This window comes from uncultured Bacteroides sp. (assembly GCF_958445495.1).
In the GTDB taxonomy this organism is placed as follows: domain Bacteria; phylum Bacteroidota; class Bacteroidia; order Bacteroidales; family Bacteroidaceae; genus Bacteroides.
This window is the reverse complement of sequence record NZ_CAUCSQ010000019.1, coordinates 39531-64331: the sequence shown is the minus strand read 5'-3', so window position 1 is coordinate 64331 and position 24801 is coordinate 39531. Positions and strand designations below refer to the sequence as shown.

Here is a 24801-nt window from a genome sequence, read left to right as displayed (position 1 = left end):
TGAGAAGTATGAAACTAATAGATAAAATGATCCGAGTGTTACGAGGTTTGTTGATACCTTGTTGCCTGTTGACTTCCTGTAGTTATCTGGATGTTATTCCGCCTGCACAAGCAGATTTTGACGATACCATGAAAGATGAGGCTGCGACACTGAACTTCCTGTTTACTTGTTACGGTTATCTTCCCAGGATACATCCTTTCAATTTTAAGGCGTTTGAGCAATCTGCCGATGAGATTGTGTCTCCTAAGCTGTGGGACGATTATCAACAACAAATGGCATGGGGAACGATTTCGCCTTCTTATTATAACAGTTGGGGAGGCGATGACATGAATATCTGGACTCCCAGTTACAATTGGCTGGGCTATGTCCATCATTTCCTTAGCTTGATTGACGAATTACAACCCGTGGGGGTGACGGAAGAAGATAAGGCAGGATATAAGGCAGAGTGCTATTTCCTGGAGGCCTATTATCATTTCCGTGTGCTGCAAGCATTTGGGCCGTGTCCGCTCATTACGGAAAAGGTGGACCCGAATATTACGAACAGCCAGATTCCGGGACGTTCACATTTTGATTATTGTGTGGATTATATTGTCGGCAAACTGGACGAAGCTGCCAAAAACCTGCCGGAAACAAGACAGACGGAAGATTTGGGCCGCGCCACTTCTACAATCTGCAAATGTTTGAAAGCCCGTGTTCTCTTATATGCCGCTTCCCCGTTGTGGAACGGTTCTTTCCCCAGTCCGAATTGGCAAAATACGAATTACGAAACACCCGGATATGGAAAAGCGTTAGTCAGCAGCTCTTACGAACCAGCAAAATGGGATCGCGCTTTGAAAGCCTGCCAGGAGGCGTTGCAAGCGGCAGAAGCTGCCGGATATGAATTGTTCAATGTTGAAACAGCCAATGCTAAAGCTACGCTTGACGGTGTGGACCTTCCTTTTATTCCGGGTAAGGAAAGCGATAATCCGGACGACCCGAACAGTGAAAAGAATAAAGAATTCAAGGAACGTGTCCGTATGTTCCAATACCTGGTTACGGCCACTGAAGGCGACGGAAATAAAGAGATTATCTGGGGACAACGCCTTGACGATGACTATACCAACGGTGGAGAAGCAACGGATTCAAGATTGCCGAACCGCGTGGTGAAGAAGAGCGACGGCAGTTGGGCAGGAGGCTGGGCCGGATTGGCTCCGACATTGTATGCCGTACAGCATTTCTATACGGAAAACGGAGAATTGCCGGAGCTGGACAGCGAGTTCTATCCGCAGTCCGAATGGTACACACGTTATTATGAGGGCACGTCAAGTCCTACGGGAGTCGGTTCTGACGGATTGGATACCGAGGACGTAAAAAATGATATCATCAAGCTGAATGCCAGACGTGAAGCACGTTTCTATGCGTGGATTGCGTTTGACGGTTGCGAATATGCCAAGAAAATCAATAACGGAAATCCTCTCTGGCTTAATTTTAAGAATACCGATACCAACGGATGGCGTTCTTCCGACGAACGTAACATTGCCGGTACCGGATATATCTCGAAGAAATTCATTGACCCGAACATACGTTTCGGAGCTAACGGCACAAGAACCCACAACCCATCAAGACGTCCGTTTATCCGGATGGCGGAGCTCTATCTGAATCTGGCGGAATGTTATGCGGCATTAGGACAGGAAAAAGAGGCTATCAGTAATCTGAACATTATACGTGAACGCGCCGGTATCAGAGATTTGACGACAGCCGATTTGACTTCGGAAATGACTATCACCGATTGGGTGCGTAATGAACGTTTCGTGGAATTGTATGAAGAAGGACACCGTTATTATGATTTGCGGCGTTGGGCGATTGCTCCCGAAATGTTGAAAGCCGGCACCCGTTACGGCTTGAACGGTTTGACTCTGAATCCGAGTTTTGAAGAATTCAACACGCCGACTCTGATTGACCAGCCGTTTAAATGGTATGACAGGTCATATTTACTTCCGGTATGGTCGAGAAGCGATATGGATGAACTTTACAGTAATCCTCAAATGGTACAGGCTCCCGGATATTAATCATCTAAAACAGGGTATTATGAAAGTAAGAAATACATTATTGTTGGCAGGAGGCTTGTTGTTATTGAGCGCCTGCAACGAATCGGAATATGAATTGGGCAGTTTGGTCCCGGAACAGTATCATAAGATATTGTATGTGAATAATAGCGGTAAGCAGGAAGTCGCTTTATATAAAACAGGAGAAGATAATGTATATGAGTTTTCAATCTTCAAATCCGGCAGTGAACCGAATTCGACTGCCAGTGCGGATGTTGAGGTTCTGACCCAGGAAGAGCTTGATAGTGAGTACAGCAATCCGGAAGCCGTGAACTATAAGTTGATAAGTGCGGATTGTTATTCGATAGAGATGCCCCATGTAGAGTTCTCGGCCGAAGAACGTTATAAGTCAGTTTCGATTTCGTTGAGTCCGGATAAAGTAGAGTCCATCATGGAGTCCGGAGACGAGGATGCCAAATGGGTATTGCCTTTGCGGATTACCAGTGAAAACGATTCTGTCAACAATGAGAAAGACGAATTGTTTTTGCAGATAACAGGAGTTGTCACTCCGTCTTTGGGGTTTGAAAGCTCTGCAGTCTCGATAGCCGATTACAGTTATAATACTTCGGTTTCCTCAAAAATAGCATTCGGGCTTGATACGGAAAACAGTTGGGAGATAACCTGCCAGTTCGTTGCCGACGACTCTTATCGTGAAGCTTACAATGAAGAGAATGGAACAAACTTTAAAGCTTTGCCGGAAGGCAGTTATTCTTTCGAAAATGAAATGACACTTTCTGCCGGTACGACAAATGCGGAGTTAAGCGTTGCGGTGAACGGGCAGTTGGAGCCGGGTGATTATATGTTGCCTGTCCGCATCAATTCCGTTTCCATGTTTGAGCTTTCTTCCAACAATGTATATTTCTGGGCTATCCGCGTCCTGGGACCGGAATTGGTTCGTACGGATTGGACGATAGAAGCCAATACGGAAGAACCGAGTGGCGAAGGAGCCGGACAAGGAGTACCAGAATGCGCACTGGACGGTGATTTGTCCACTTATTGGCATTCATCCTGGCAGACCGGCGGTAACACAGCCTTTCCTCATTGGCTGGTTATTGATACCAAGATATCGCATACGTTTACGCAATTCGGTCTGGTACAAAGGCAACACGCTGATTACAGAGATACGAGAAGCGGTAATTTCTATGTGAGCGATGATGGAGAAGATTGGACAAAAGTCGGAACGTTTACTATGGAAAAGATTCTCACGACTCAGAACTTTACATTAGAGACTCCGGCAGAAGGCCGTTATTTTAAAGTAGAGATAACGGAAGGAAATAGAGAGCTCAACTCTTCTTTATCCGAAATATATGCATACGGATTTGATGCCGAGTAGCTTATCATTTGCACTACTATAAATGGAAATAAGTGATGCGGGTTATTAACGGATAACCGTACGGATGAATCGGATGCCGGCAGTATCACTGCCGGCATTTTTCAACAGAATGCCCTTCCGGAAAGAAAGACAGGCGGTCTGCCTGTTTGCTTATTTCACCGTGACGGGAAAATGCACGGTGTCCGAAGAGTCTATCCCTGCCCGCTAAATTAATATTAAATTGTATGATTATCATGAAGAACAGGTTAAAAGGATTTATTTTTCTATTGGCGGCATTCATGTCGTCATCGGCTGCACAAAATGTGGTTGTAAGCGGTCCTGACGGAAAGTTGCAAGTAACGGTCGCATGTCCGGAAGGGGGTAAAGCGTCTTATTCCCTCTCTTATAATGGGAAAAAGCTGATTGAATCTTCCCCGTTGGGGCTGGTTACCAATGCGGGAAATTTTGCAGGAGAGATGAAATTGACGGGACATCAGGAAAAACAGATTGACAAAGTTTATGTCCAGTCGCGTATTAAGGCATCCCGCATACATTATCGCGCCAATGAGCTGACTTGTTCCTTTGCCAACGGTAAAGGCCGGAAAATAGACGTGACGTTCCGTGTCAGTAACAATGACGTAGCTTTCCGATATACGTTGCCTCGCCAGGGAGATACGGGAAGCGTCATCGTGAACAGTGAGGAAACCGGTTTCCGTTTTCCGGCCGGGACCACCACTTTCCTTTGTCCGCAAAGCGATGCCATGATAGGGTGGAAACGTACCAAACCCAGTTATGAAGAAGAATATAAGGCAGACGCTCCGATGGAAGCACGTTCGCAATATGGGCACGGATATACATTTCCCTGTCTGTTCAAAGTGGGGAACGACGGCTGGGTGCTTGTCAGTGAAACGGGAGTGGACAGCCGCTATTGCGCTTCCCACCTGAGCGACGTAAAGGAAGGAAACCTCTATACGGTTGCTTTCCCCATGCCTGAAGAAAATAACGGCAATGGGACGGTAGCGCCGGCTTTCTCCCTGCCGGGTTCTACTCCTTGGCGCACTATTACCGTAGGAGAGACTTTGAAACCTATTGTGGAAACTACGGTTCCGTGGGATGTGGTTGAGCCGTTGTACGAAACGGAACATACCTATCGCATGGGGCGCGGAACGTGGAGTTGGATACTCTGGCAGGATGGAAGCATCAACTATGACGACCAGGTGCGCTATGTCGATTTGGCGGCCGCCATGGGTTATGAATATGTATTGATAGATAACTGGTGGGATACGAACATCGGCCACGAACGCATGGAGCAGTTGATTGGATATGCCCGCAATAAGGGGGTGGATGTGTTCTTGTGGTATAGCTCCAGCGGTTATTGGAATGATATCGAACAAGGCCCTGTAAACCTTATGGATAACCCTATCGTGCGTAAACGGGAAATGAAATGGTTGAAAAGCCGGGGAGTGAAAGGTATCAAGGTTGACTTTTTCGGTGGAGACAAGCAAGAAACGATGCGCCTGTACGAAGCTATCCTGAGCGATGCGGACGATTACGGATTAATGGTAATTTTTCACGGTTGTACATTACCGCGCGGTTGGGAACGGATGTATCCGAATTACGTAGGCAGCGAGGCCGTATTGGCTTCGGAAAATATGGTATTCAACCAGCATTTTTGCGACGAAGAAGCTTTTAACGCCTGCCTGCACCCGTTTATACGTAACTCTGTCGGTTCTATGGAATTTGGCGGTTGTTTCTTGAACAAGCGTCTGAATAGGGGAAATGACGGGGGAACCACGCGCCGGACTACCGATGTGTTCCAACTGGCTACTGCCGTCCTCTACCAGAATCCGATTCAGAATTTTGCTCTGGCGCCTAACAATTTGACCGACGTTCCTGAAATCTGTCTTGATTTTATGAAACATGTGCCTACAGAGTGGGATGAAACCTGTTTTATAGACGGTTATCCCGGCAAATACGTAGTGCTTGCGCGGCGTTCCGGAGAGTGCTGGTATCTGGCGGCGGTGAACGCCACCGGGGAAACGTTGGAGTTGGAGCTCGAACTCCCGATGTTCGCAGGGAAGACCGTTGCTTTCTATAGCGATGGCAAACAGTTACAACCGCAACTGGAACAATGCAATATAAAATCGAACGGTAAATTCCGCTTCAATGTTCAGCCGCAGGGAGGAGGCATTTTGAAAAGTTTATATTAACTTATATAATAGGTATGAAAGGTAAAATAATTTTAATCGCTTTAAGTTTTTTCTGGATAAGCGCAGCAGTGAGGGGCTCCCGGCCTGCTGCCGTCAATTATCGGATAGAAACGGATAAACCTTGCCAGACGATGGATTATTTCGGTGCTTCCGATGCTTGGAGCATGCAATTCATCGGGCTTTGGCCGCAGGAGAAACGGGAGCGGATAGCTGATTGGCTGTTCAGCACGGAGAACGATGCGGACGGAAAGCCTAAAGGTATCGGTTTGTCGCTTTGGCGTTTCAATGTCGGGGCGGGCAGTGCGGAACAGGGAGAAGCCAGCCAGATAGCCTCTCCCTGGATGCGTGCCGAGTGTTTTCTGAATGCGGACGGAACGTATGACTGGAACAAGCAACAAGGACAGCGCAATTTCCTGAAACTGGCGAAAGAACGGGGAGTCGGCAAATTCCTGGCATTTCTGAATTCTCCCCCCGTGTATTATACGCAAAACGGGTTGGCAACCAATACCGGCCGCGGAGGTACAGCGAACCTGAAACCGGATTGTTATGAAAAATTTGTCCGTTTTCTGGCGGATGTGATACAAGGGGTTGAAAAGCACGATGGCATCAAGTTCGATTATATCTGCCCTTTCAACGAACCGGACGGACATTGGAACTGGGTAGGGCCGAAGCAGGAAGGATGTCCGGCGACAAACAAAGAAATAGCCCGCACGGTGCGCCTGTTGAGTAAAGAGTTCGTAAGCCGGAACATGGATACCCGGATTCTGGTGAATGAATCTTCCGATTACCGTTGTATGTTCCGCACTCACGAAACGGACTGGCAACGCGGATACCAGATTCAGGCTTTTTTCTGTCCGGATAGTGTGGATACATATTTGGGAAATACTCCGAATGTTCCCCGTCTGATGCTCGGTCATAGCTATTGGACAACAACACCGTTGAGCGAATTGCGTAATATCCGCTGCCAGTTGCGGGATACCTTAGATAAACATCAGGTCGGCTTCTGGCAGACGGAGACCTGCATCATGGGCAATGACGAGGAAATCGGCGGTGGAAACGGGTTTGACCGCACGATGAAGACCGCGCTTTACGTAGCCCGCATAATTCATCATGATATCGTGTATGCCGGAGCAAAAAGCTGGCAATGGTGGCGGGCTGTCGGCGGTGATTACAAAGACGGGTTGATTCGTGAATATACTGCGGAGGATAATTTCCTGGATGGCAGGGTGGAAGACTCTAAATTAATGTGGGCTTTAGGCAATTATAGCCGTTTTATCCGTCCGGGAGCGGTGCGGTTATCCGTTTCGGCTTTCGACAAGGCAGAAACGTTGCTCCCCGGCGGCGATACCGACCAACAGGGATTGATGTGTACTGCATATAAGAATACAGACGGAACATACGTAATGGTGGTTATTAACTATGCTGATGAGGAAAAGGAGTTTTCTATCCGCAAAGATAAGGTCGGAAACAGGCAATGGCAGATGTATCGGACATCCGATAAGGAAGGGGAAGATTTGCTGCCGGTAGGGAAAGTGAAAAGCGGAAAGGAAATCCGGATTCCGGCGCGTTCTGTCATGACTATGCTTTCGTCGGACTAGCTGCCTCTGTTCTTTTTTATACGGGAAAGTCTTGAAAATAAAACTCCGCTTTCTGTTTCGCTTCCTTTAGAAAACGGTATATTTATGTGCCCGTCCATTGCTTTCGTAGCGATGGGCGGGCGTAATGTTTCATTTCCGACAGAGAGAATATCCTGTCCTGCAAGCATCACTCTTTCTTGTATTGTGTCGGAGTTTTTCCCGTATATTGCTTAAAAGCCGTACTGAAATATCGTGAAGAAGCGAAGCCGACCTTCTCGGAAATTTCCGTAAAGTTCAAATCAGTCTCTTTAATAAGTTTTATGGCCTGCTCGATACGGATTTTATTGATGTAATCATTCGCCCCCATACCGGCAATGGCTTTCAGCTTATTATATAACGAAGCACGGCTCATTCCCACTTGGGTGCAAAGGAAAGGAATGTTCAATTGAGGATTATCCAAGTTATCCACAATCGTTTTATTCAGCTTCTCCATGAAAAGGCTGTCCGTCTTGGTAAGGTCGTTTTCGATAGGTGCAAGATAAATACCCACTTGCTGGTAATGTTTCCGGGTTTGCATCCTGTTGTAAAGCTTGTTCAATATCTTGCCCGTCAATTGGCTTATGTCAAACGGCTTTTCCAAATAACTGTCCGCCCCCAGCATGTATCCGTATTTTCTACTGGCATCATCGCTCCTTGCCGTCAACAGGATAAGGGGAATATGGCTCACGCTGATATCTTCCTTGATGGTCTGGCATAATTGATACCCGTTCATGCCTGGCATCATGACATCGCTGACGATAATATCCGGTTTTTCGTCACAAGCCATCCGGTAAGCCGTTTTGCCGTCATTTGCCGTCAGTACCCGTTTAAAAACCCCCTTCAGCTCATCGGCGATATAATTCACGAGAGTCATATTATCATCTACTACCAGAATCGTATATTCTTTGGGGTTAATGGAGTTTATAATCCCTTGGTCGGGAATATCGATATCATTTGCCGGCTGGGAAGAAAGCAATTCATTCAAATAAGACTTGTTTTCAGGCATCGGGTTGTTTTGTTCCTGTGACACAGGAAGTTCAAAGTAGAATGTAGCCCCTTCCCCCGAAGGATTGGTATAAGCACCAATCTTCCCCTTGTGCAGCTCAACCAGTATCTTGGCGTATGACAAGCCGATGCCGCTTCCGCCTTGTTCGTTGTCCCCTTGATAGAAACGTGTGAAAAGCCTGTCCGTATCTACGTTTTCCAGTCCCGGTCCTTGGTCGGAAACGGATATCCTTACGTTTTGCCGATTATCGGACAGTTCGGTGCGGATGGTGACAACACTTCGTTCGGGGCTGTGCTTGATAGCGTTAACCAGTAGATTCGAAAGAATGACAACACATTTTTCCTTGTCGAAAGTCACATTCCCTATCCGTTCGTCCAGTGTATAGTCGAAAATGACGGTATTATTGTCCTCATCATCAATGAAATCGACGCAAGTTTCCCTTATCCACCGGTTCAGATGATAACTGCCCATGTTCAGCCTTGCCATCCCCACTTCCATCTTTCTGGCATCAAGCACCATGTTAATCAAATCTTTCATTCGCTGCGACTGTTTGAAAACCATCAGCAATTGTTTATAATGACTGTCACCCGGCTGAATGGAATCAACCATCTTTTTCAAAGGAGCATATATCAGAGTCAGAGGCGTGCGAAGCTCGTGGCTGATATTAATCAGGAAACGTACCTTCTCTTCATATATCTGCCGTTCATGTTCCTTAATCATCCATTTGACTCGGTTGGACTTCCTGCGGAGAATTGTGAATACAGCGGCGGACAACATCGCTGAAAACAGTATTCCCATGATGGCGATAAACCACCAGGATTTGTACCAGGGAGGCAAGACGACCAATGTCAGTACCTGTTGGCGGGCAGACCACCTCCCGTCTTTTTTCGTATAGCTGACGCAAACCGGATAAGAACCCGACACGAGCGAGGATATGTTCAGTTCGGTGTCATAACTTGTCAAGGTGTTTGCATATTTCTCGTCCAGACTGTAACGAAACATACGGGAGCGCAGGATATCGTCGCCTGAGACCAGGAAACGCAGTTTGATGTTGCGGCTGTCCCAAGGCAGAACGATTTTCCCGTTTTTCAATTCATACATCCTGTTTTCTTCGCCCACAAAGAAATCCATCAGAAGGACAGGCAAGTCCTTATCTTCAGTCTGCTGCAAATCCTTGATATCGGCATCTATGCAAAGCAATCCGTTGACACCTCCCATATAGATATTCTGGTCGTTAGCCAGCAAAACAGGTTTAGACAGATATTCATTCTTGGAAAGACCGTCCGATTCCCCGTAAAGCCTGAATTTTTGTTCTCGCGGATGATAAGAGAAAAGATTCTGCCCTGCCCCTATCCAGACATTTCCTTTATTATCGCACAACACAGACTTGGTTTCCTGAAACAGGGAGTCGCCGAGACGAGTCGGTTTCCCTCCTTCCTGATAGACATACAGTCCCCTGTTGCTCGCAATCCAATATGTCCCTTTCCTGTCCCAAGCGACAGCGTTGATGAAATAAGCCGTATCGGAATGGAATACCGGATATAAGTCCTTCCCTTTCTTTTCCAGCTTATAAATAGTCTGCGTATCGTGAAAATAGGAAAAACGTTCGTCACTGCCTATTGCGCAAATCATTCTTTGCGGAATGACAGGTAAATTATTCTCCACCTCTTCCATCCGTCCGTCCGCCTGATAATAGCGAATGACAGGATTAGTCAGCAACAGAATCGTATTTGCGGTCTCGTTATATACATTGGACGAATTCCGGCTGTATTTTATGTAATTGTCCGATTTGAACCGAAGAGGTAAAAAAGGTCTTCTTTTCCCGGTTTTCTTGTTGAAAAGGAAAAATCCTTCCGAATAAATCGAAATCAGCAGTTCGTCCGTAGAATAGCCGCAGATGGAGACTATCTTGTCTCCCCATGTACCCGGATAATGTTTGAACTCGTTTTTGCCGGTATCGAGCCGGTTGATGCCTCCGCCGTCCGTGCCTATCCAAATAAATTCACTGCCCGGTTCCTGAAAGAGAGACAATACCGTATTCTCGCTCAGGCCTTTCGCGTTACGTAGAGGTACGCTTGAAAACGTTTTCATGTAAGTCTTGCGGACATTCACCAAACCGCCCCGGGCAGTCCCCAGCCATATATTATTGTTTTTGCTTTGATGTATATGCAAAATGGTATTAACCGGGAGAGAATGGACATTTCCCGACTCATGTTCAAGGACATCGACCTGCCCGTTTACGGGGTCTATGATATTGACTCCCCCGCCGTCTGTCCCGGCCCATATTTTCCCGTCAATCAAAGTTATGCATAAGACCAGATTGCTGCTCAATTTTGAATTGCGTGTGGTGTAATGGGCGAGCACCTCTCCGGTTCTCGATATTTTCTTTATGCCGTTGTTATAATCCGTCAGCCAAAGATGACCGTTGCCGTCTACACACAAATCCGCATAAATATTTGTTTCTGAGAAAGGAACAGGCTGCAGGTTTTTCACATTGATGTCATACAACAATAATTTATTGTTTTTCCTGTCGGAACATATCAACGTGTTCCTGTCCCAGAATTGCATCCGTTCGATAAAGAAATCGTTTGTAGCTGGTGAAACCCGTATTTCCTCCATCTCGTCGGAGCGATAGAAATAACGGTATAACTTGCCTCTCCCTCCGAAAATCAGTCCGTCTTCCGTCTTACAGACAGCTCCGGCCAGAATAGTCTTTCCTTCAAGCATATACGGGGTCAGGCAGTCGCATGCTTTGTCATACCGGGCAATCCCGTTGTAGGTAAGTATCCACAATTGCTTGTTCTCGTCCTCGATGACCTGTATGATTTGTTTATTATGTAAAATGCTGTCCGGTACGAACGTCGGATAAGGTTTCAATTCCTTTCCGTCATAACGCGCCAACCCGTTTGCCGTCGCTAACCAAATCAGCCCGCCGCTATCTTCATAAACATAATTTATATAGGAAGGCATTCCCTGATGCATGCCGATTTTCGCATAACTGAAACCGGCTTTGGCATATACCTGGGAAATGAGGGCGGAGAAACAAATGAAAAGGAGGCATATATGGCGATACGGTGATTTATTCCTCATAATGGTCAGATGTTTTAACATGGCACAAATATAAAATAAAAAAATTAACGTCGATTCAAAAAAACCGTTAAATATCCCGACCGAAAGACACCGTTTGTCTCCTTTCAGGCCTTTTCCCATCCCTGGGAAAAATTCCCCCGAACAGAGCCGGACAATGGCGGACGGGTTTCCTTCCCCTGCAATACACTTGGATAAGCGGGAAAGACATAGCAAGACTCCGTTGGATTCAACATGAAAATACATTGGTAAACGGACAACAGCCTCCAAATGTGATTATCAAATGTTTAAAAATTCCCTTTTAGTGAAAAATGGACATAAAATAGATATTACTGGAAACAAAAAAAATGAAATATCCTCATCTTTGGCTCTGAATTATGAAAAGGCCTTATCATAAAAACACTAATTTAAACCTGATAAATGTTTACTTTAAATCATTACCCCCCGGCACTGCACACGGGAAAAATCGTTGTCTTTTCCTTTTGTCATATTACGGAAAGTATAAATAGTCCGATACAATCGGCATGTTCCGCCAATACATCATAATCCTTTCAATCCAATCCAGATTGGATGTTTCCCGTATTTAGAAAACATATTTATAATGAGAAGTTATATGAAAATTCACATTTTAGCCCTTTGGATAGTGACTATGACTACGGTTCCTATTTCTATGCAGGCTTCTAAACACAGTAAAAGTAGTTACCTTCCGTCCAACACGGCCAATCGTTTCTCTGAGACTGCGGCCGGAAAGGATGGATACGACCAGACCCAGAAGAAAATAACCGGTGTTGTCCAAGATGAGAACGGGGAGGTAATCATCGGGGCGACTATTAAAGTCGTAGGAACCTCGCAAGGAGTGATTTCGGATATCGACGGAAAGTTTCAGATAGAGGCGCCGGCTAAGTCCGTGTTGGAGGTTTCCTATGTCGGATATTCAACCCGGAAAGTCTCAATCAACAACCAGACATTCTTGAAAATAATACTCAAGCAAGATGTGCAGGCCTTGGACGAAGTTGTAGTAGTTGCTTATGGAACGAAAGACAAAGCGACCGTGACAGGTGCATTGTCTACCATGTCGAGCAAAGAGTTGACAAAAATTCCTGTGGCAAGTGTCACGAACCTGTTGGCGGGAAGCATGCCGGGTGTGACAAGCGTACAGACAACCGGACAACCCGGACGGGACGAAGCTTCCATCTATGTGCGCGGTGGAGGTTCGTTGACGGATGCTGCCTCCAAACCATTGATTCTGGTAGATGGTATCGAGCGTGATTTCAACTCTCTTGACCCTAACGAAATCGAGTCTGTTTCCGTATTGAAGGATGCCTCTTCCACTGCGGTGTTCGGTGTGAGGGGTGCCAACGGAGTTATTCTTGTAACGACAAAACGAGGCGTTACGGAAAAGCCCTCCATATCGGTAAGCAGTTCGTTGAGTTTGCAGCAACCTATTGCCTTAGTCCAGCAGACCAATAGTTATGACTATGCCAGGTTTTTCAACTTGAGGCAACAGCTTGACGGGGTAACAGATCCCACAATGTATTTTACGAAAGAACAGGTGGAGGCATACCGTACCGGTTCCGAACCGATTCTCTATCCGAGTACGGATTGGGGAGACTATATGTTCAACGATTTTATGCTGCAAAGCAAGAATAACGTGAATATCACCGGCGGAACCGATTTAGTCAAATATTTCGTGTCGATTGGATACCTCTATCAGAACGGTATCATCAAACAGGGGTTGTACACTCCTTACGATAACAACTATCGGTTTGAAAGATATAATTATCGTGCCAACTTAGATTTTACTCCCACTAAAACAACGACAATAAAAATCAATATCGGCGGTAATGTCGGGAAGACACAAGAGCCTAACAGCGTGAACGGCGAATCGCCCTGGACATATGCCCAAACCTGGTCGCAACCATTTGCCAGTCCGGGGCTTGTGAATGGTGTCAGGACAATTGTCAATCGAAGCATGTTGCCCGCAGCATTACAAGGAGACCCGTTGCGTGACGGTTTCTATCCGTTTGCAGGTTATGGATATAAACAGGAAACCAAGATGAAACTGAACATGGACTTGGAGTTGATTCAGAAATTAGATTTTATAACAAAAGGACTTTCAATAGGTATAAAAGGAGCATACGACAACCGTTTCAATTTAACTAAAAATAGGACAGGGGGAGGTGTCGCCTACCAGCAGGCAAGTTATAAGACATTCCTGGAAGACAGTTCCATCCTTCCCACCGATCCTTCCTATGACAAAACAATCGTATATACGCCTTTAGGAAGTAATATCCCCCTGTCTTACAGTGAATATAACAGTGCCGACCGTAACTGGTACATAGAAGCCAAAATCAATTATGACCGTAAATTCGGTGACCATAATCTCTCCGGATTGTTACTGTACAATCAATCCAGGGACTATTATCCGATGACAGCTACGGGAAAATCGGCCGACTATGTATATATACCGCGCGGATATGTCGGATTAGTGGGACGTGTCACTTACGATTACCTTAGTAAATATCTGCTTGATGTAAATATGGGATATAACGGTTCCGAGAACTTCGCTCCCGGAAAAACGAGGTTCGGTTTATTCCCGTCGTTTTCTGCCGGTTGGGTGATAAGTGCGGAAAAGTTCATGGAACGTCAGAAAGTATTCGATTATTTAAAGTTGCGTGTTTCTTGGGGACGTGTGGGTAGTGACGTCGGTACTTCCGCACGCTTCATGTATATGCCTGCGGTATGGTCTCAGAATGGCACTTACAGTTTTGGAGTATATAATACCAACGGAACGCCTATCTATCAGATGGGAAGTTTGGGCAATGATGACATCACGTGGGAAACGGCCGACAAGCAGAATTATGGTATCGATATGAGATTTCTGAACGGAAGGCTTTCCGTCACGGCAGATTATTTCATGGAACACCGTAAAGATATCCTTATTACCCCGAACTCCACACCGTCGATTATTGCTATGACTTTACAAAACATGAATCTCGGTAAAGTGGATAATCACGGTTATGAATTATCATTGGGATGGCGGGACCAGATAGATGACTGGAGTTATCATGTGAAGGGAAATATTTCTTATTCGAAAAACAAAATCGTCTATATGGATGAAGTGCCCAATGAATATAGTTATATGGACCAGACCGGCGGTTCTACGGGAAGGCAGACTGGCTTATACCGTTTTGAGCGGTTGTATCAATACTCCGACTTTATAGATGACGGGAGCGGGAATCTCAAATTAAAGCCGGAATTCCCCCAGCCCTATGTAACCGTAGCGCCGGGCGATGCGATGTATGCAGACCTGAACAAAGATGGAATCGTCGATTCCAGTGACCGGGAAACAACCGGATATTCAACGCGGCCAGAGTATATGTTCGACCTGAATGCCGGTTTTGAGTATAAGAATTTTGCGTTCTCAATGCAATGGTTAGGAGCTACCCATGTGGATAAAATGCTGGACAAAGCCTATCGGATTCCTTTTACCGATTCGGGAAGACGCGGATTGCTACAGTATTTTGTAGACGATTGCTGGACTCCTTATAATCAGTCGGGGACGTTGCCTCGTCCTGCTACGGCATCACAGAGCTGGAACAGTGAAAACTCTACGTTGTGGTTGCGGGATGCCTCCTATCTTCGTCTCAAGAGCGTGTCCATGTCCTACACCCTGAGACACTCGAAGCTGCGGAATAAGCTGGGAATCAATTCGCTTGTTTTCACTCTGAGCGGTTACAACTTACTTACATTCTCGCCGCTGGATATTCTCGATCCTGAGACGATTACTTCCGGGGGAGGAGTGTATCCCATGGTGAGATTATATAATTTAGGATTAACTGTCAACTTCTAAATAATAGATTATGAAGAAATTATATCGAATAATAAGCCTTTCCCTAGCTGTTTCGGCCATTACGGGTTGTTCCGATTTGAAATTCGGAAATGCTTTGTTAGACCAGCAGCCGGAGAAACAAGGCGCCGACATAAAAGATATGTTCTCGTCGCGAACAACTTCGGAAACCGTTTTGGCAAAGGTCTACAGTTGCCTTCCTTACGGACTTTTCCTGAACAACCAAGGAACATCCAGAAACAAGTTGGGCAATACCGTCTTGGAAAACATAACCGATTTGTCGCAATCATTCGTCGAAAGCAACAGTAATGGTGCCAGGAATCTATATTATAACGGAGCGCTGAGTGCGAATGTGGGCAGTGCAGTGCAAGGAAGCGAAGCCTATCGGTGGGGGGACGAAGTGGATTGGACTGCCATACGTTACGGATGGACTTATATAACCCATATAAACGAAGTCCCGGACATGACGGAAGACGAGAAAAACGAACGTGCGGCCGAAGCGAAAACCGTGATAGCTGCCAGTTACATCGATATGTTGCGCAATGTGGGCGGAGTATGCTGGATTGACCATGAAATCGATATAAGCGAAACCATGCAGTTTCCCCGGCTTACTTTTGAAGAAAGCGTGAACAAAATCGTGGCGTTGCTGGATGAGGCCATTCCCCATCTTCCCTGGAAATGGGATGAATCCAATGACGGACGCATGAACAAAGCGGGAGCGATAGGCTTGAAATTACGCCTGTTGTTGTTTGCCGCCAGTCCGACATTTAATTCCGACCAGCCGTATCATCCCGCAGCCGATACATATACCTGCTATGGAAATTACGAAAAGGCGCGTTGGGAAGCCGCAAAAGCTGCCGGAGAAGCGTTTTACACCGAATGGAAGGCCAACGGGGAGTACGGGCTTACCCAGCCTGTAGATAAAAACTCCATGCAGGATAAAAGAGAAGCCTACCGGTCTGCTTATTATGACAGAGGAGGAACCGAAGTCCTGGTCTCTTCCCGTATGGGGTATGGCGAAGATATACATTCACTGTATTTGTCACAGCGGTTTTATTCCGCCCCGACCCTGAATTATGTAGACATGTTCCCTTGGAGCGACGGCGAAGATTTCCCTTCGGATTTTGATTGGGAAAACTGTTCGGATAGAGATCCTTTCTGGAAAGAAGAAGGAGGGGTAAAGGTGGAGGCACGCGACCCGCGTTTGTATGAAACGGTTGCAGTGCCCGGAGATACCTATTATGACGGTACACAAGCCCCTATTTACACCAACCATCCGAGTTATGTGACCGGAAGCGGTTTCTTGTTTATGAAGTTTGTTTTGCAAAATTCCTCTCAGCGTGCCAATCGTCCGGTGCAGTGGCCGATACTTCGCCTGTCTGAAGTCATGTTGAGTTATGCCGAAGCGTTGAATGAAGTGAACGATGGACCGACTGCCCAGGCGTATGATATCATAGACGAAATACGTGATAGGGCGGGCTTGTCGCCGATAAATAGAACGATGTCTAAAGATGAGTTCAAAGAAGCCGTCCTTCGGGAAAGAGCGTTGGAACTTGGTATGGAAGAGGTGAGATGGTATGATTTGGTCCGCCACGGGCGGAAAGCGGATTTCACCAAAACACTGTATGGTTTGTCCTCACGGGGCGATAAAGCGACAGCTCCTACCTCTTTTACTTATAAAAAGATAGAATTGAGTAAAAGAAGCTGGTGCGACAATTGGGATACTAAATGGTATCTATCCCCCATACCTGTGACGGAGTTAAATAAAAATTATGGAATGACCCAAAATCCCGGATGGTAATATCGGGGATAAAAAAGGAGAATTATGAAAAAAATATTATTTGCCACAATAATAACGGTTTGTGCTTTACCATCGGCGGCTCGACAGGCGGACTCGATAGCCGTTAAAGACATCAGCATAGGTTATAACATAACTGAAAAGGCAAACCAGAGTGCATTGTCAAGTAAAAGGATAGAAAGTCCTGAATTCGACTATTCACCTGAGGTTGAATTAGGAAAGGCCTTATTCGGAAAAATAGCGGGACTCAACGTTTCGCAAGGAAACGGTATTCCTTGCAACAACCATGCATCTCTGTCAATGCACGGGTACACTCCGCTTGTTTTAATCGACGGTTTCCAACGGGATATATCGATGCTGAACATCCATGAAGTAGAGTCTGTAAGTGTGTTGAATGACGCTGTGGCTGCTGCGCTATACGGTGTGGAAGGAGCCAACGGCGTTGTGCTCATCACTACCAAACGAGGAGCTGAATCGAAGTTGCGTGTAAACACCAATTATCAAATCGGTATAGCGACCCAGTTCAGGAATCCGCAGTTTCTGAATTCTTTTGAATACGGGACAATGCTGAATCAGGCCTTGGCTAATGACGGTCTGGCTGCCAGATATTCGGACCGGGAACTCGAAGCTTTCAGAACAGGAAACTACCCGTATGTGTATCCGAATGTGGACTGGTGGGGGGAAGTGTTCGACAACACCGCTGTCAACCACCAGTTCAATGTCGCCATATCGGGAGGAACCTCCAAGTTCAAGTACTATACCGCTGCCATGTATTCGTATGACGAAAGCCTTTTGAATGGAAAAGATGTAGATTCGCGTTATAGCATTGCTCCGACTGATATCAGGTTGAATGTCAGATCCAATATCGATGCCGTAATAACGCCGACGACGAATTTTAAAATGAATATGTTGGCACGGCTTCAGGAAGCCAACGGAGTAGCCGATGCCACAACCGTATTCGATGCACTGTATAAAACTCCTTCGGCAGCTTTCCCCGTGCAGGCAGAAGACGGAACATGGGGAGGCAATTCGATGTTTGCCAATCCTGTCGCATTGTTGAAAGGTAAAGGAGTGACGAGGAAAACATTCGGGACGTTTTTCGCAGACCTCACGCTTACCCAGGAATTAGACGCCGTTACGAAAGGGCTGTCGGCAGAATTGGCCGTAGCGTTCGACTATAACGGCGTCATGACAGATGCTTCCAGCCAAGAATACAGATATGTAGACCCCAACGGGAGTTTTCTAGGAGACGGAACCTTGGTGTCGAATCCTATCTATTACGGGAAAAATTCGGAAACGCTGAGTTATTCCCAAGGAAGAGAGAGCATTTATACGGCTATCACCTTTAATGCAAAGCTTGCATACGAACGGAATTTCGGTTTACACCATGTGACCGGTAACCTGCTTTATAATCAACGGTCTTATTCGGCGCAAGGGCGTAATAACTCCGTGAATCGAATGTCCGCCTCTCTGCTTGCCGGTTATTCATACGATAACCGTTACCTGGTCGATGCGGTAGTCAGTTACTCCGGTTCCGGATATTTGCCTAAAGGAGAACATTTCAATACCTATCCCGCCGTTTCGTTGTCATGGATTGCGTCGAACGAATCCTTCTTGAAAGATAATCCGGTGGTAGACCTGCTGAAAGTCAGAGCCTCCTACGGATTGTCCGGTTGGGATGGCAATCTCAGCCATGAACTTGCGTTGAGCGGTTTCGTTTACGACGGCAGTTATTATTTCGGCAACAATGCCGGAGCGGCCTCCGGGCTTTTCGAAAGCGCATTGCCTGTTGTCGGCTTGACTGCCGAACGCTCCAAACGAGTTACGATGGGCATAGACTTCGCAGCTTTCGGCAATCGGTTAGGAGCATCCATTGATGCCTACCATGAAGAAAGAAGCGATATTCTGCTCAATACGAATTCCCTGAACTCGGATGTTGTCGGTATAACTACCGGCAGTAAGAATCTGGGTGTAAATAGATACAAAGGTATCGACGCCTCATTAAGCTGGAACGACCGGATAAGAAAATTTGAGTATGGCATCAAATTGAACTATTCTTATATGCAGAGTGAAGTCGTAAAAGACGAAAGAGGTTATCAGGAATATGATTATCTTTATCGTACAGGGAAAGCGGTCGGCCAGTTTTACGGTCTTGAGGCAATCGGTTTTTTCGATTCGCAGTTGGATATCAACAATAGCCCCAGGCAGACATTCAGCGATGTCAAGCCCGGTGATGTGAAATACAAAGACCAGAATGGCGACAATGTTATCGACAGCAAAGATATTGTCAGCATGTTCGGGACAAGCCTGGCGCCTGTGTATTACGGCGCTTCCATTCGCTTAGCCTATGAAGGCTTCGAGATAAACGCTGATTTCCAGGGTGCGGCCGGAACGACCGTCAATATAATGAATTCTCCTATTTATCAGCCGCTTGTAGATAATGCAACCATGACAAGAACCTATTTAGACAGGGAAATCCCCTGGACTTACGAAAATAGGAATATTGCCACCATGCCGGTATTGTCTACCCAGAAAAGCTTGAATAATACACAAGGCAGCTCTCTTTGGTACCGTGACACCTCTTATTTTAAGTTGAGGAATTTGAGGCTCGCTTATACCTTGCCCAAGAAATGGGTGAAAAATACGAGCATGACTGTGTACGTTCAGGGAACCAACCTGTTTTCTGCTGATAATATAGAGTTTGCAGACCCCGAAGCGATAGGTGTGGTCTATCCTTCCACACGTTGTTATTGGGGAGGATTGTCTGTTAAATTTTAAACTATTTAAGACTGATGAATATGAGACTAAAAACGTTTTTATGGATTCCGTTATCTGCATTCGTGATGGCCTCCTGCGATTTTCTTGATTTTGACGAAACCAACGCCAGGAATACAGACGAGAATATCTATTCCGGTTGGTCGGGGGTGAACAACCTGATGAACGGCGTGTACACCTATCTGCCTCAAGATTTCGGAACAGTCAGCGGAGCCATGCGTGATTGCGGTTCGGACGACGCCGAATATGGAAAGGCCGATGCGGTGGTGCAAGCCTTCAATGACGGTAGCTGGTCGGCTACCAATACTGTGGATGACATGCTGTCTCTGTACGATGGGATTAGGGCAGCCAATAATTTTCTGGAGAATTATACGAAGTTCGATATTGAGAAGTATAAGTATGACACCAACTATTCGAGCTGGAGCCAAATGTTAAAATATTACCCCTATGAGGCGAGGTTGCTTCGGGCATTCTATTTGTTCGAGTTGGCACGCAGGTACGGGGATATACCGGTGCCGCTTTATACAATGACGCCGGAGGAAGCCAATTCCTTGCCGAAAACGCCGTTTGGCGAAGTAATCGAATTCATCGTGAAAGAATGCGACGAGGCGGCTCCCAATCTTCCGTTAGACCCTTATCAGTCGGAGACCGGACGTGTCACGAGAGGTTTTGCATTGGCTGTGAAATCGAAGGCATTGTTGTATGCCGCCAGCAAGCTGCATAACCCCTCTGGCGATGCGGAGAAATGGAAACGTTCTGCCGGTGCGGCTTTAAGCCTTATCAATCTTAACAAATATCAACTGGACCCCGAAGGAGCGCCCAACAATGTAAGTTCGAAAGAAGTCGTATTGTTCCGTATGAACCCCACATCTTCCAGCTTTGAGTTGAACAACTATCCGATACAGTTTACCAATGGCAAGCGTTCCGATCCGGCAACATCGACTTTCCCGTCGCAGAATCTGGTCGATGCTTTTGAAACGATAAACGGATATACCGTGACATTGGGAGAAAACGGCTGGATTACCGAAGATTCGGATTTCGACCCGTCTGCCCCTTACGAGAACCGCGACCCCCGATTGGCTAAGACAGTCTTGTATGACGGCGCTACCTTTAAAGGACGCGAATTAGCCATATATGAAGGAGGGGAAGATGACTTGCCCTTGGCTAGCGGAGGCAGTCCGACAGGATACTTTATCCGGAAATATCTGCAGGAAACAGTCAACTTCACGTCCAATGCGGAAACCACCGCTTTGCATTTCTGGGTGATTTACCGGTATGCCGAGACATTGCTCACCTATGCGGAAAGTATGGTAGAGGCTTTCGGTGATCCCGACTACAAAGATGCGCAATATACATTGTCCGCACGGGAGGCATTGAACCAAGTCCGGGCAAACGCCGGAATGCCGGATGTGACATCGACGGATAAGGATGAGTTTATAGAAAGGCTCCGGAATGAATGGAGAGTTGAATTTGCATTTGAAGACCATCGTTTCTGGGATGTGAGAAGATGGATGATAGGAGAAGACACGCAAAAGGAAATATACGGAGTGAGCATAACGAAAGATGACGATACGTATTCATACGAGAAGTTCCTGTATGAAAGAAGAGAATGGAAAGATTGCATGAATCTGTATCCCATACCTCAGAAAGAGTTGTATATTAACCGAAATCTACTGCCTCAAAATACAGGATGGTGATTTCAACTGTTCAAATACGTAATTTAACAAATAGAAGTTATGAAAAATATTGCTTATAATTTTTTGTACAGCATGAGTTTGCTGATGATGATTTTTGCAGGAAACGGATGTTCGGAAGTGGATATCGATTCCCAGAATACGGCTGCGCCCCAAGTGGAAACCGATGCCTTGGAGACTTACCGGGTGGGTTCCGGAGCTTCGTCCGACATTTATTTTAAGGTCGTAGGCAATGTGCCCTGGAAGATAACCAGCAGCGACGAAAGCGTATGTGTTGCATCTCCCTCATCAAGCGCCGTGAGCTCGTTGAGCGAGGATGTTGTTGTTACGGTGAATGCCAATCCCGCTACGGAACAACGGGAAGCCACTTTGACGATTAGCGGAGAGGGGACCGGGCAGGAGTATGTCGTAAAGGTTGTCCAGGCAGCTAAAGGAGCATTGGATGTTGAAGTGTTATGGGAGAAATCTCCGTCTGACCCCAATAAGTACCAGACGATAGAAGCTGCCGGTACAAACCAGGATGGAAAAGATTTGTTGAAGCTCACAACGAATTATCCGTGGACAATCACGGCAACTTCCGCGGAAGATGGTACCTCCTTAGACTGGGTAAGCTTTAGCAAAAGCCAGGGGGAGGCTGTGACCGAAGAAACGGTAAAAATCATCGTTTCTCCCAACAGCGTCGTAAAGAGAGAATGCGTCATTACCGTCCAGAATGCCGAAGGTGATAAACATTCTTTTACACTCGAACAAGACGGAGTTACATTGGAAATAACGGAAGAAGCCAAAGAAGGAGATACAACTGAAGAAAGAGTCGATTTCGCGGGAGGAAGTAAGAGTTTCAGAGTAAATACTGGAGTCGAGTGGACAGCAGGTCTGGTCAATCCGGATGAACTTAACGCTGCAGTTGTAAAGAACGATGATGGAACATTTACGGTAAAATTGGGACATACCCCCAGTATGGATACAAGAGAGCCGAGAATGGTAGAAGTCGGAGTTTACATTGACGGTACTTTGTGTGAGACTGTATCCGTTTTGCAGAAAGTCGGGTTTGATATATTGGATAATGGCAAATGCGAGTCTGTTTTTGATTATGACACGTATAAAGGCGGAGTTGTCATAACAGCTAAAAAAATATCGGACGGATGGCCGAATGTTAAGTTACAGACTAGAAAAGATAATTGGTCGTACGGAACTTATGTTTGGAAAGTAAGAGACCTCAATATAAATGTAAGTGAAGGCACTATGTTTAAAATCCACTGTCAGAGAGAGGGAGCAAATGCCAAGGGAAATTGGCATCTCCTGTTGCCTTTTAATAAAGATAATGCGATAAATAGTATTGTTCTCGGAGGCGCTGACGCTCATTGGGGTTCGATAGCGGGCGGTTATTGGTCAAGCATGACTACCGGTATGACAGAAGAGGACCTCAAGGAACTGCATACTATTCAACTTGAAATCAAGAGAATAAATGACAGCAATGCCGAATTTATCTGGATTTTCAATGGTGATGAGGCTAATAAGAAAGTTTTGAAAGTGGAAGATGCTGCAGGTGTCACCCTGTTAGACGAGATTGCAACCGGCGAGAAAGGAAAAGGCCAGATTACTTTCGGTTTGGATAATGTCGGCCAGAGCGGTTCGTCTTGCACTATCGAATCTTTCGTGTACACACCGGCAGAGACAACAGGAGAATAATCATTCTCAATATTAAAAACAAAGAAGATTATGATTATGAGAAGAAAGATGTTTAATTTATTCCAGCTATGCATTTGCATGCTTTTGCTTATGGCTTCGTGCGACGACGAGCAAGACATGAAAAGCGTAGACCTGAGATACAACCCCGAAAGTAAGTATGTATTCTCGGCAAAAGGAACCGAAACGTATCAATTCCAAGTCAAATCGACTGATTTATGGAAGGTGTACGGCAAAAGCGACTGGTGTATGATTTCGCCGGAAGAGGGGGCGCCCGGAGAAATTTTTGACGTCACGCTGAGGTGCAAGGAAAATGAAAGTCTGGACGACCGGACTGACACTCTCACCGTGCAAAGCGATTATTGGGTCGGAACCCAGTTCGTCGTGTTGCAAAAAGGTACGGCTTATCTCATGTTGACTCCGGAGACGGGGGTCGATGTGGAAGAGGATGAAGAGGGCCGGTATGTTTACTTCAACAAAGATGAGGCGCAAACGGCAGTCATGAAGGTCGCTGCGAATCAGAAATGGTCTGTCAGTATTCCCGAAGATGCCGAGTGGTTGGAGGTGGCAGGCAATACGTCCGGAGAAAATGACGGCTCTTTCACTCTTTCTGTCTCTCCGAACGGGGGAGAGCAACGGGAATGTGTTGTTACCCTGCTAGACCGGAACGGGAAAATCAGTGATCCGCCCGCTACTTTCAGAATTGTGCAGGAAGGTATAGTTCTGCAGACCGACGAAACTTATTCCAGAGTCGATACGAAGGGCGGCGAGATTTCTTTCACAGTCAAATCCAATAGTAAATGGACAGCGAGAAAAGGAAATGAAAGTGATGACTGGTACACGATTGTTTCTCCTTCCGGAGAACAGGACGGCGACGGGCAGTTGATACTCGACGTCTCTTCCAATAATAATACCAGTTTCAAGACTGCCGATATTATCATAGAAACGGTAGCTGAAAGCGGAGCAGTCTCTATCTCCAAGACGATAAGTATCAAACAGGGCTATGAGCCTATAGCGGATGAATATCCGTTCGATGAAGAGGAAGGTAAAAAATGGGTTACGAGGTCCGGTAGCGTGACCTTCGGCAGTGAAGGCGCGACCATGAGCGGAGGCATGCAATGTTCGCAGCCGAACATGCCTCTCGGCACTTATAGCTTCTATCTCAAATCGATGAGCAGCGATGCCAATCCTTTTATCAATCTATGTACTTCTCAGCCTGCCTGGAATGAGGTTTCATTCATATTGCGGGGACCTTCCCGGAAAGCGGATGCACGTACCATGCCTTGGGCTCCCGGAACGGAAGACCAGTATGATAAGACAGATGTCGATATAACCCAACCGCATGTCCTTACGGTGAAGCTTTATGACAAGGAAGGACAAGTCAAGATTGAATGGTGGTTTGACGGTGAATATATGACTGAACATTGGGGCAGGTATGAATCGACGACTCCGGGCGTCAATCCGTTCGACTGGCCGACTGCGGTTGTAGAAAACCGTGTCGAGGTCTTCTTCGGGCTGTTCGATACCGCAGGTTCATGTACGTTTGAGAAATATACCTATCAGAAACCTCTTGATTGGAATGACGGATTATAATGATATCCTCTGAAACAATCGCGTGAGAATCAAAGCCGGCGGATTGTCTTACGGCAGTGAGAACGGCTGCCGGCTTTCATTTATAAACTA

Annotated in this window: 11 protein-coding genes; 10 read left to right on the top strand and 1 reads right to left on the bottom strand. The window is 46.2% G+C overall.

Features of this window, described 5'->3' with window-relative positions; translation table 11 throughout:
* The first annotated feature begins 8 nt into the window (after positions 1–8).
* The 4 genes from Q5076_RS08580 to Q5076_RS08565 all read left to right on the top strand — a co-directional run bounded on the left by Q5076_RS08580 (position 9) and on the right by Q5076_RS08565 (position 7204).
* Positions 9–2048 (top strand): RagB/SusD family nutrient uptake outer membrane protein, encoded by a 2040-nt coding sequence (locus Q5076_RS08580; protein WP_303012456.1) that lies wholly within the window; start codon positions 9–11, stop codon positions 2046–2048.
* A gap of 19 nt (positions 2049–2067) precedes the next feature.
* Positions 2068–3417 (top strand): DUF1735 domain-containing protein, encoded by a 1350-nt coding sequence (locus Q5076_RS08575; RefSeq protein WP_303012454.1) that lies wholly within the window; start codon positions 2068–2070, stop codon positions 3415–3417.
* Between the two features lie 233 nt (positions 3418–3650).
* Complete coding sequence (locus Q5076_RS08570) at positions 3651–5606, top strand: glycoside hydrolase family 97 protein (RefSeq protein ID WP_303012453.1); 1956 nt, start codon at positions 3651–3653, stop codon at positions 5604–5606.
* A 14-nt stretch (positions 5607–5620) separates the two neighbouring features.
* Complete coding sequence (locus tag Q5076_RS08565) at positions 5621–7204, top strand: glycoside hydrolase family 30 protein (RefSeq protein ID WP_303012451.1); 1584 nt, start codon at positions 5621–5623, stop codon at positions 7202–7204.
* Positions 7205–7370: 166 nt separating this feature from the next.
* Here the strand turns inward: Q5076_RS08565 and Q5076_RS08560 are convergent, their stop codons facing one another.
* Positions 7371–11318 carry a response regulator gene (locus Q5076_RS08560; RefSeq protein ID WP_303012450.1) on the bottom strand — a complete coding sequence of 1316 codons (3948 nt, stop codon included), beginning with the start codon at positions 11316–11318 and terminating at the stop codon, positions 7371–7373.
* Between the two features lie 610 nt (positions 11319–11928).
* Between Q5076_RS08560 and Q5076_RS08555 the strand changes: the two genes are divergently transcribed.
* From Q5076_RS08555 to Q5076_RS08530, 6 genes are read left to right on the top strand one after another with little or no spacing between them, the layout of a single operon-like run.
* Positions 11929–15168, top strand: coding sequence for a TonB-dependent receptor (locus tag Q5076_RS08555; RefSeq protein WP_303012448.1), 3240 nt, complete (start codon positions 11929–11931; stop codon positions 15166–15168).
* A gap of 10 nt (positions 15169–15178) precedes the next feature.
* Positions 15179–16966 carry a RagB/SusD family nutrient uptake outer membrane protein gene (locus Q5076_RS08550; protein WP_303012446.1) on the top strand — a complete coding sequence of 596 codons (1788 nt, stop codon included), beginning with the start codon at positions 15179–15181 and terminating at the stop codon, positions 16964–16966.
* Positions 16967–16990: 24 nt separating this feature from the next.
* A complete protein-coding gene (locus Q5076_RS08545; protein WP_303012443.1) occupies positions 16991–19741 on the top strand; it encodes a SusC/RagA family TonB-linked outer membrane protein in 2751 nt (916 codons plus the stop codon).
* Between the two features lie 20 nt (positions 19742–19761).
* Entirely contained in the window at positions 19762–21435 is a 1674-nt protein-coding gene (locus Q5076_RS08540) for a RagB/SusD family nutrient uptake outer membrane protein (protein ID WP_303012441.1), read from the top strand.
* Between the two features lie 39 nt (positions 21436–21474).
* On the top strand, positions 21475–23121 hold the full coding sequence (locus Q5076_RS08535; RefSeq protein WP_303012438.1) for a BACON domain-containing carbohydrate-binding protein: 1647 nt from the start codon (positions 21475–21477) through the stop codon (positions 23119–23121).
* A gap of 30 nt (positions 23122–23151) precedes the next feature.
* On the top strand, positions 23152–24711 hold the full coding sequence (locus Q5076_RS08530) for a BACON domain-containing protein (RefSeq protein WP_303012437.1): 1560 nt from the start codon (positions 23152–23154) through the stop codon (positions 24709–24711).
* The last annotated feature ends 90 nt before the right edge of the window (positions 24712–24801 follow it).

Coding starts and splice junctions, on each gene's coding strand:
- Q5076_RS08580 (WP_303012456.1), top strand. CDS start 9: ATGAAACTAATAGATAAAATGATCCGAGTGTTACGAGGTTTGTTGATA.
- Q5076_RS08575 (WP_303012454.1), top strand. CDS start 2,068: ATGAAAGTAAGAAATACATTATTGTTGGCAGGAGGCTTGTTGTTATTG.
- Q5076_RS08570 (WP_303012453.1), top strand. CDS start 3,651: ATGAAGAACAGGTTAAAAGGATTTATTTTTCTATTGGCGGCATTCATG.
- Q5076_RS08565 (WP_303012451.1), top strand. CDS start 5,621: ATGAAAGGTAAAATAATTTTAATCGCTTTAAGTTTTTTCTGGATAAGC.
- Q5076_RS08560 (WP_303012450.1), bottom strand. CDS start 11,318: ATGAGGAATAAATCACCGTATCGCCATATATGCCTCCTTTTCATTTGT.
- Q5076_RS08555 (WP_303012448.1), top strand. CDS start 11,929: ATGAAAATTCACATTTTAGCCCTTTGGATAGTGACTATGACTACGGTT.
- Q5076_RS08550 (WP_303012446.1), top strand. CDS start 15,179: ATGAAGAAATTATATCGAATAATAAGCCTTTCCCTAGCTGTTTCGGCC.
- Q5076_RS08545 (WP_303012443.1), top strand. CDS start 16,991: ATGAAAAAAATATTATTTGCCACAATAATAACGGTTTGTGCTTTACCA.
- Q5076_RS08540 (WP_303012441.1), top strand. CDS start 19,762: ATGAGACTAAAAACGTTTTTATGGATTCCGTTATCTGCATTCGTGATG.
- Q5076_RS08535 (WP_303012438.1), top strand. CDS start 21,475: ATGAAAAATATTGCTTATAATTTTTTGTACAGCATGAGTTTGCTGATG.
- Q5076_RS08530 (WP_303012437.1), top strand. CDS start 23,152: ATGATTATGAGAAGAAAGATGTTTAATTTATTCCAGCTATGCATTTGC.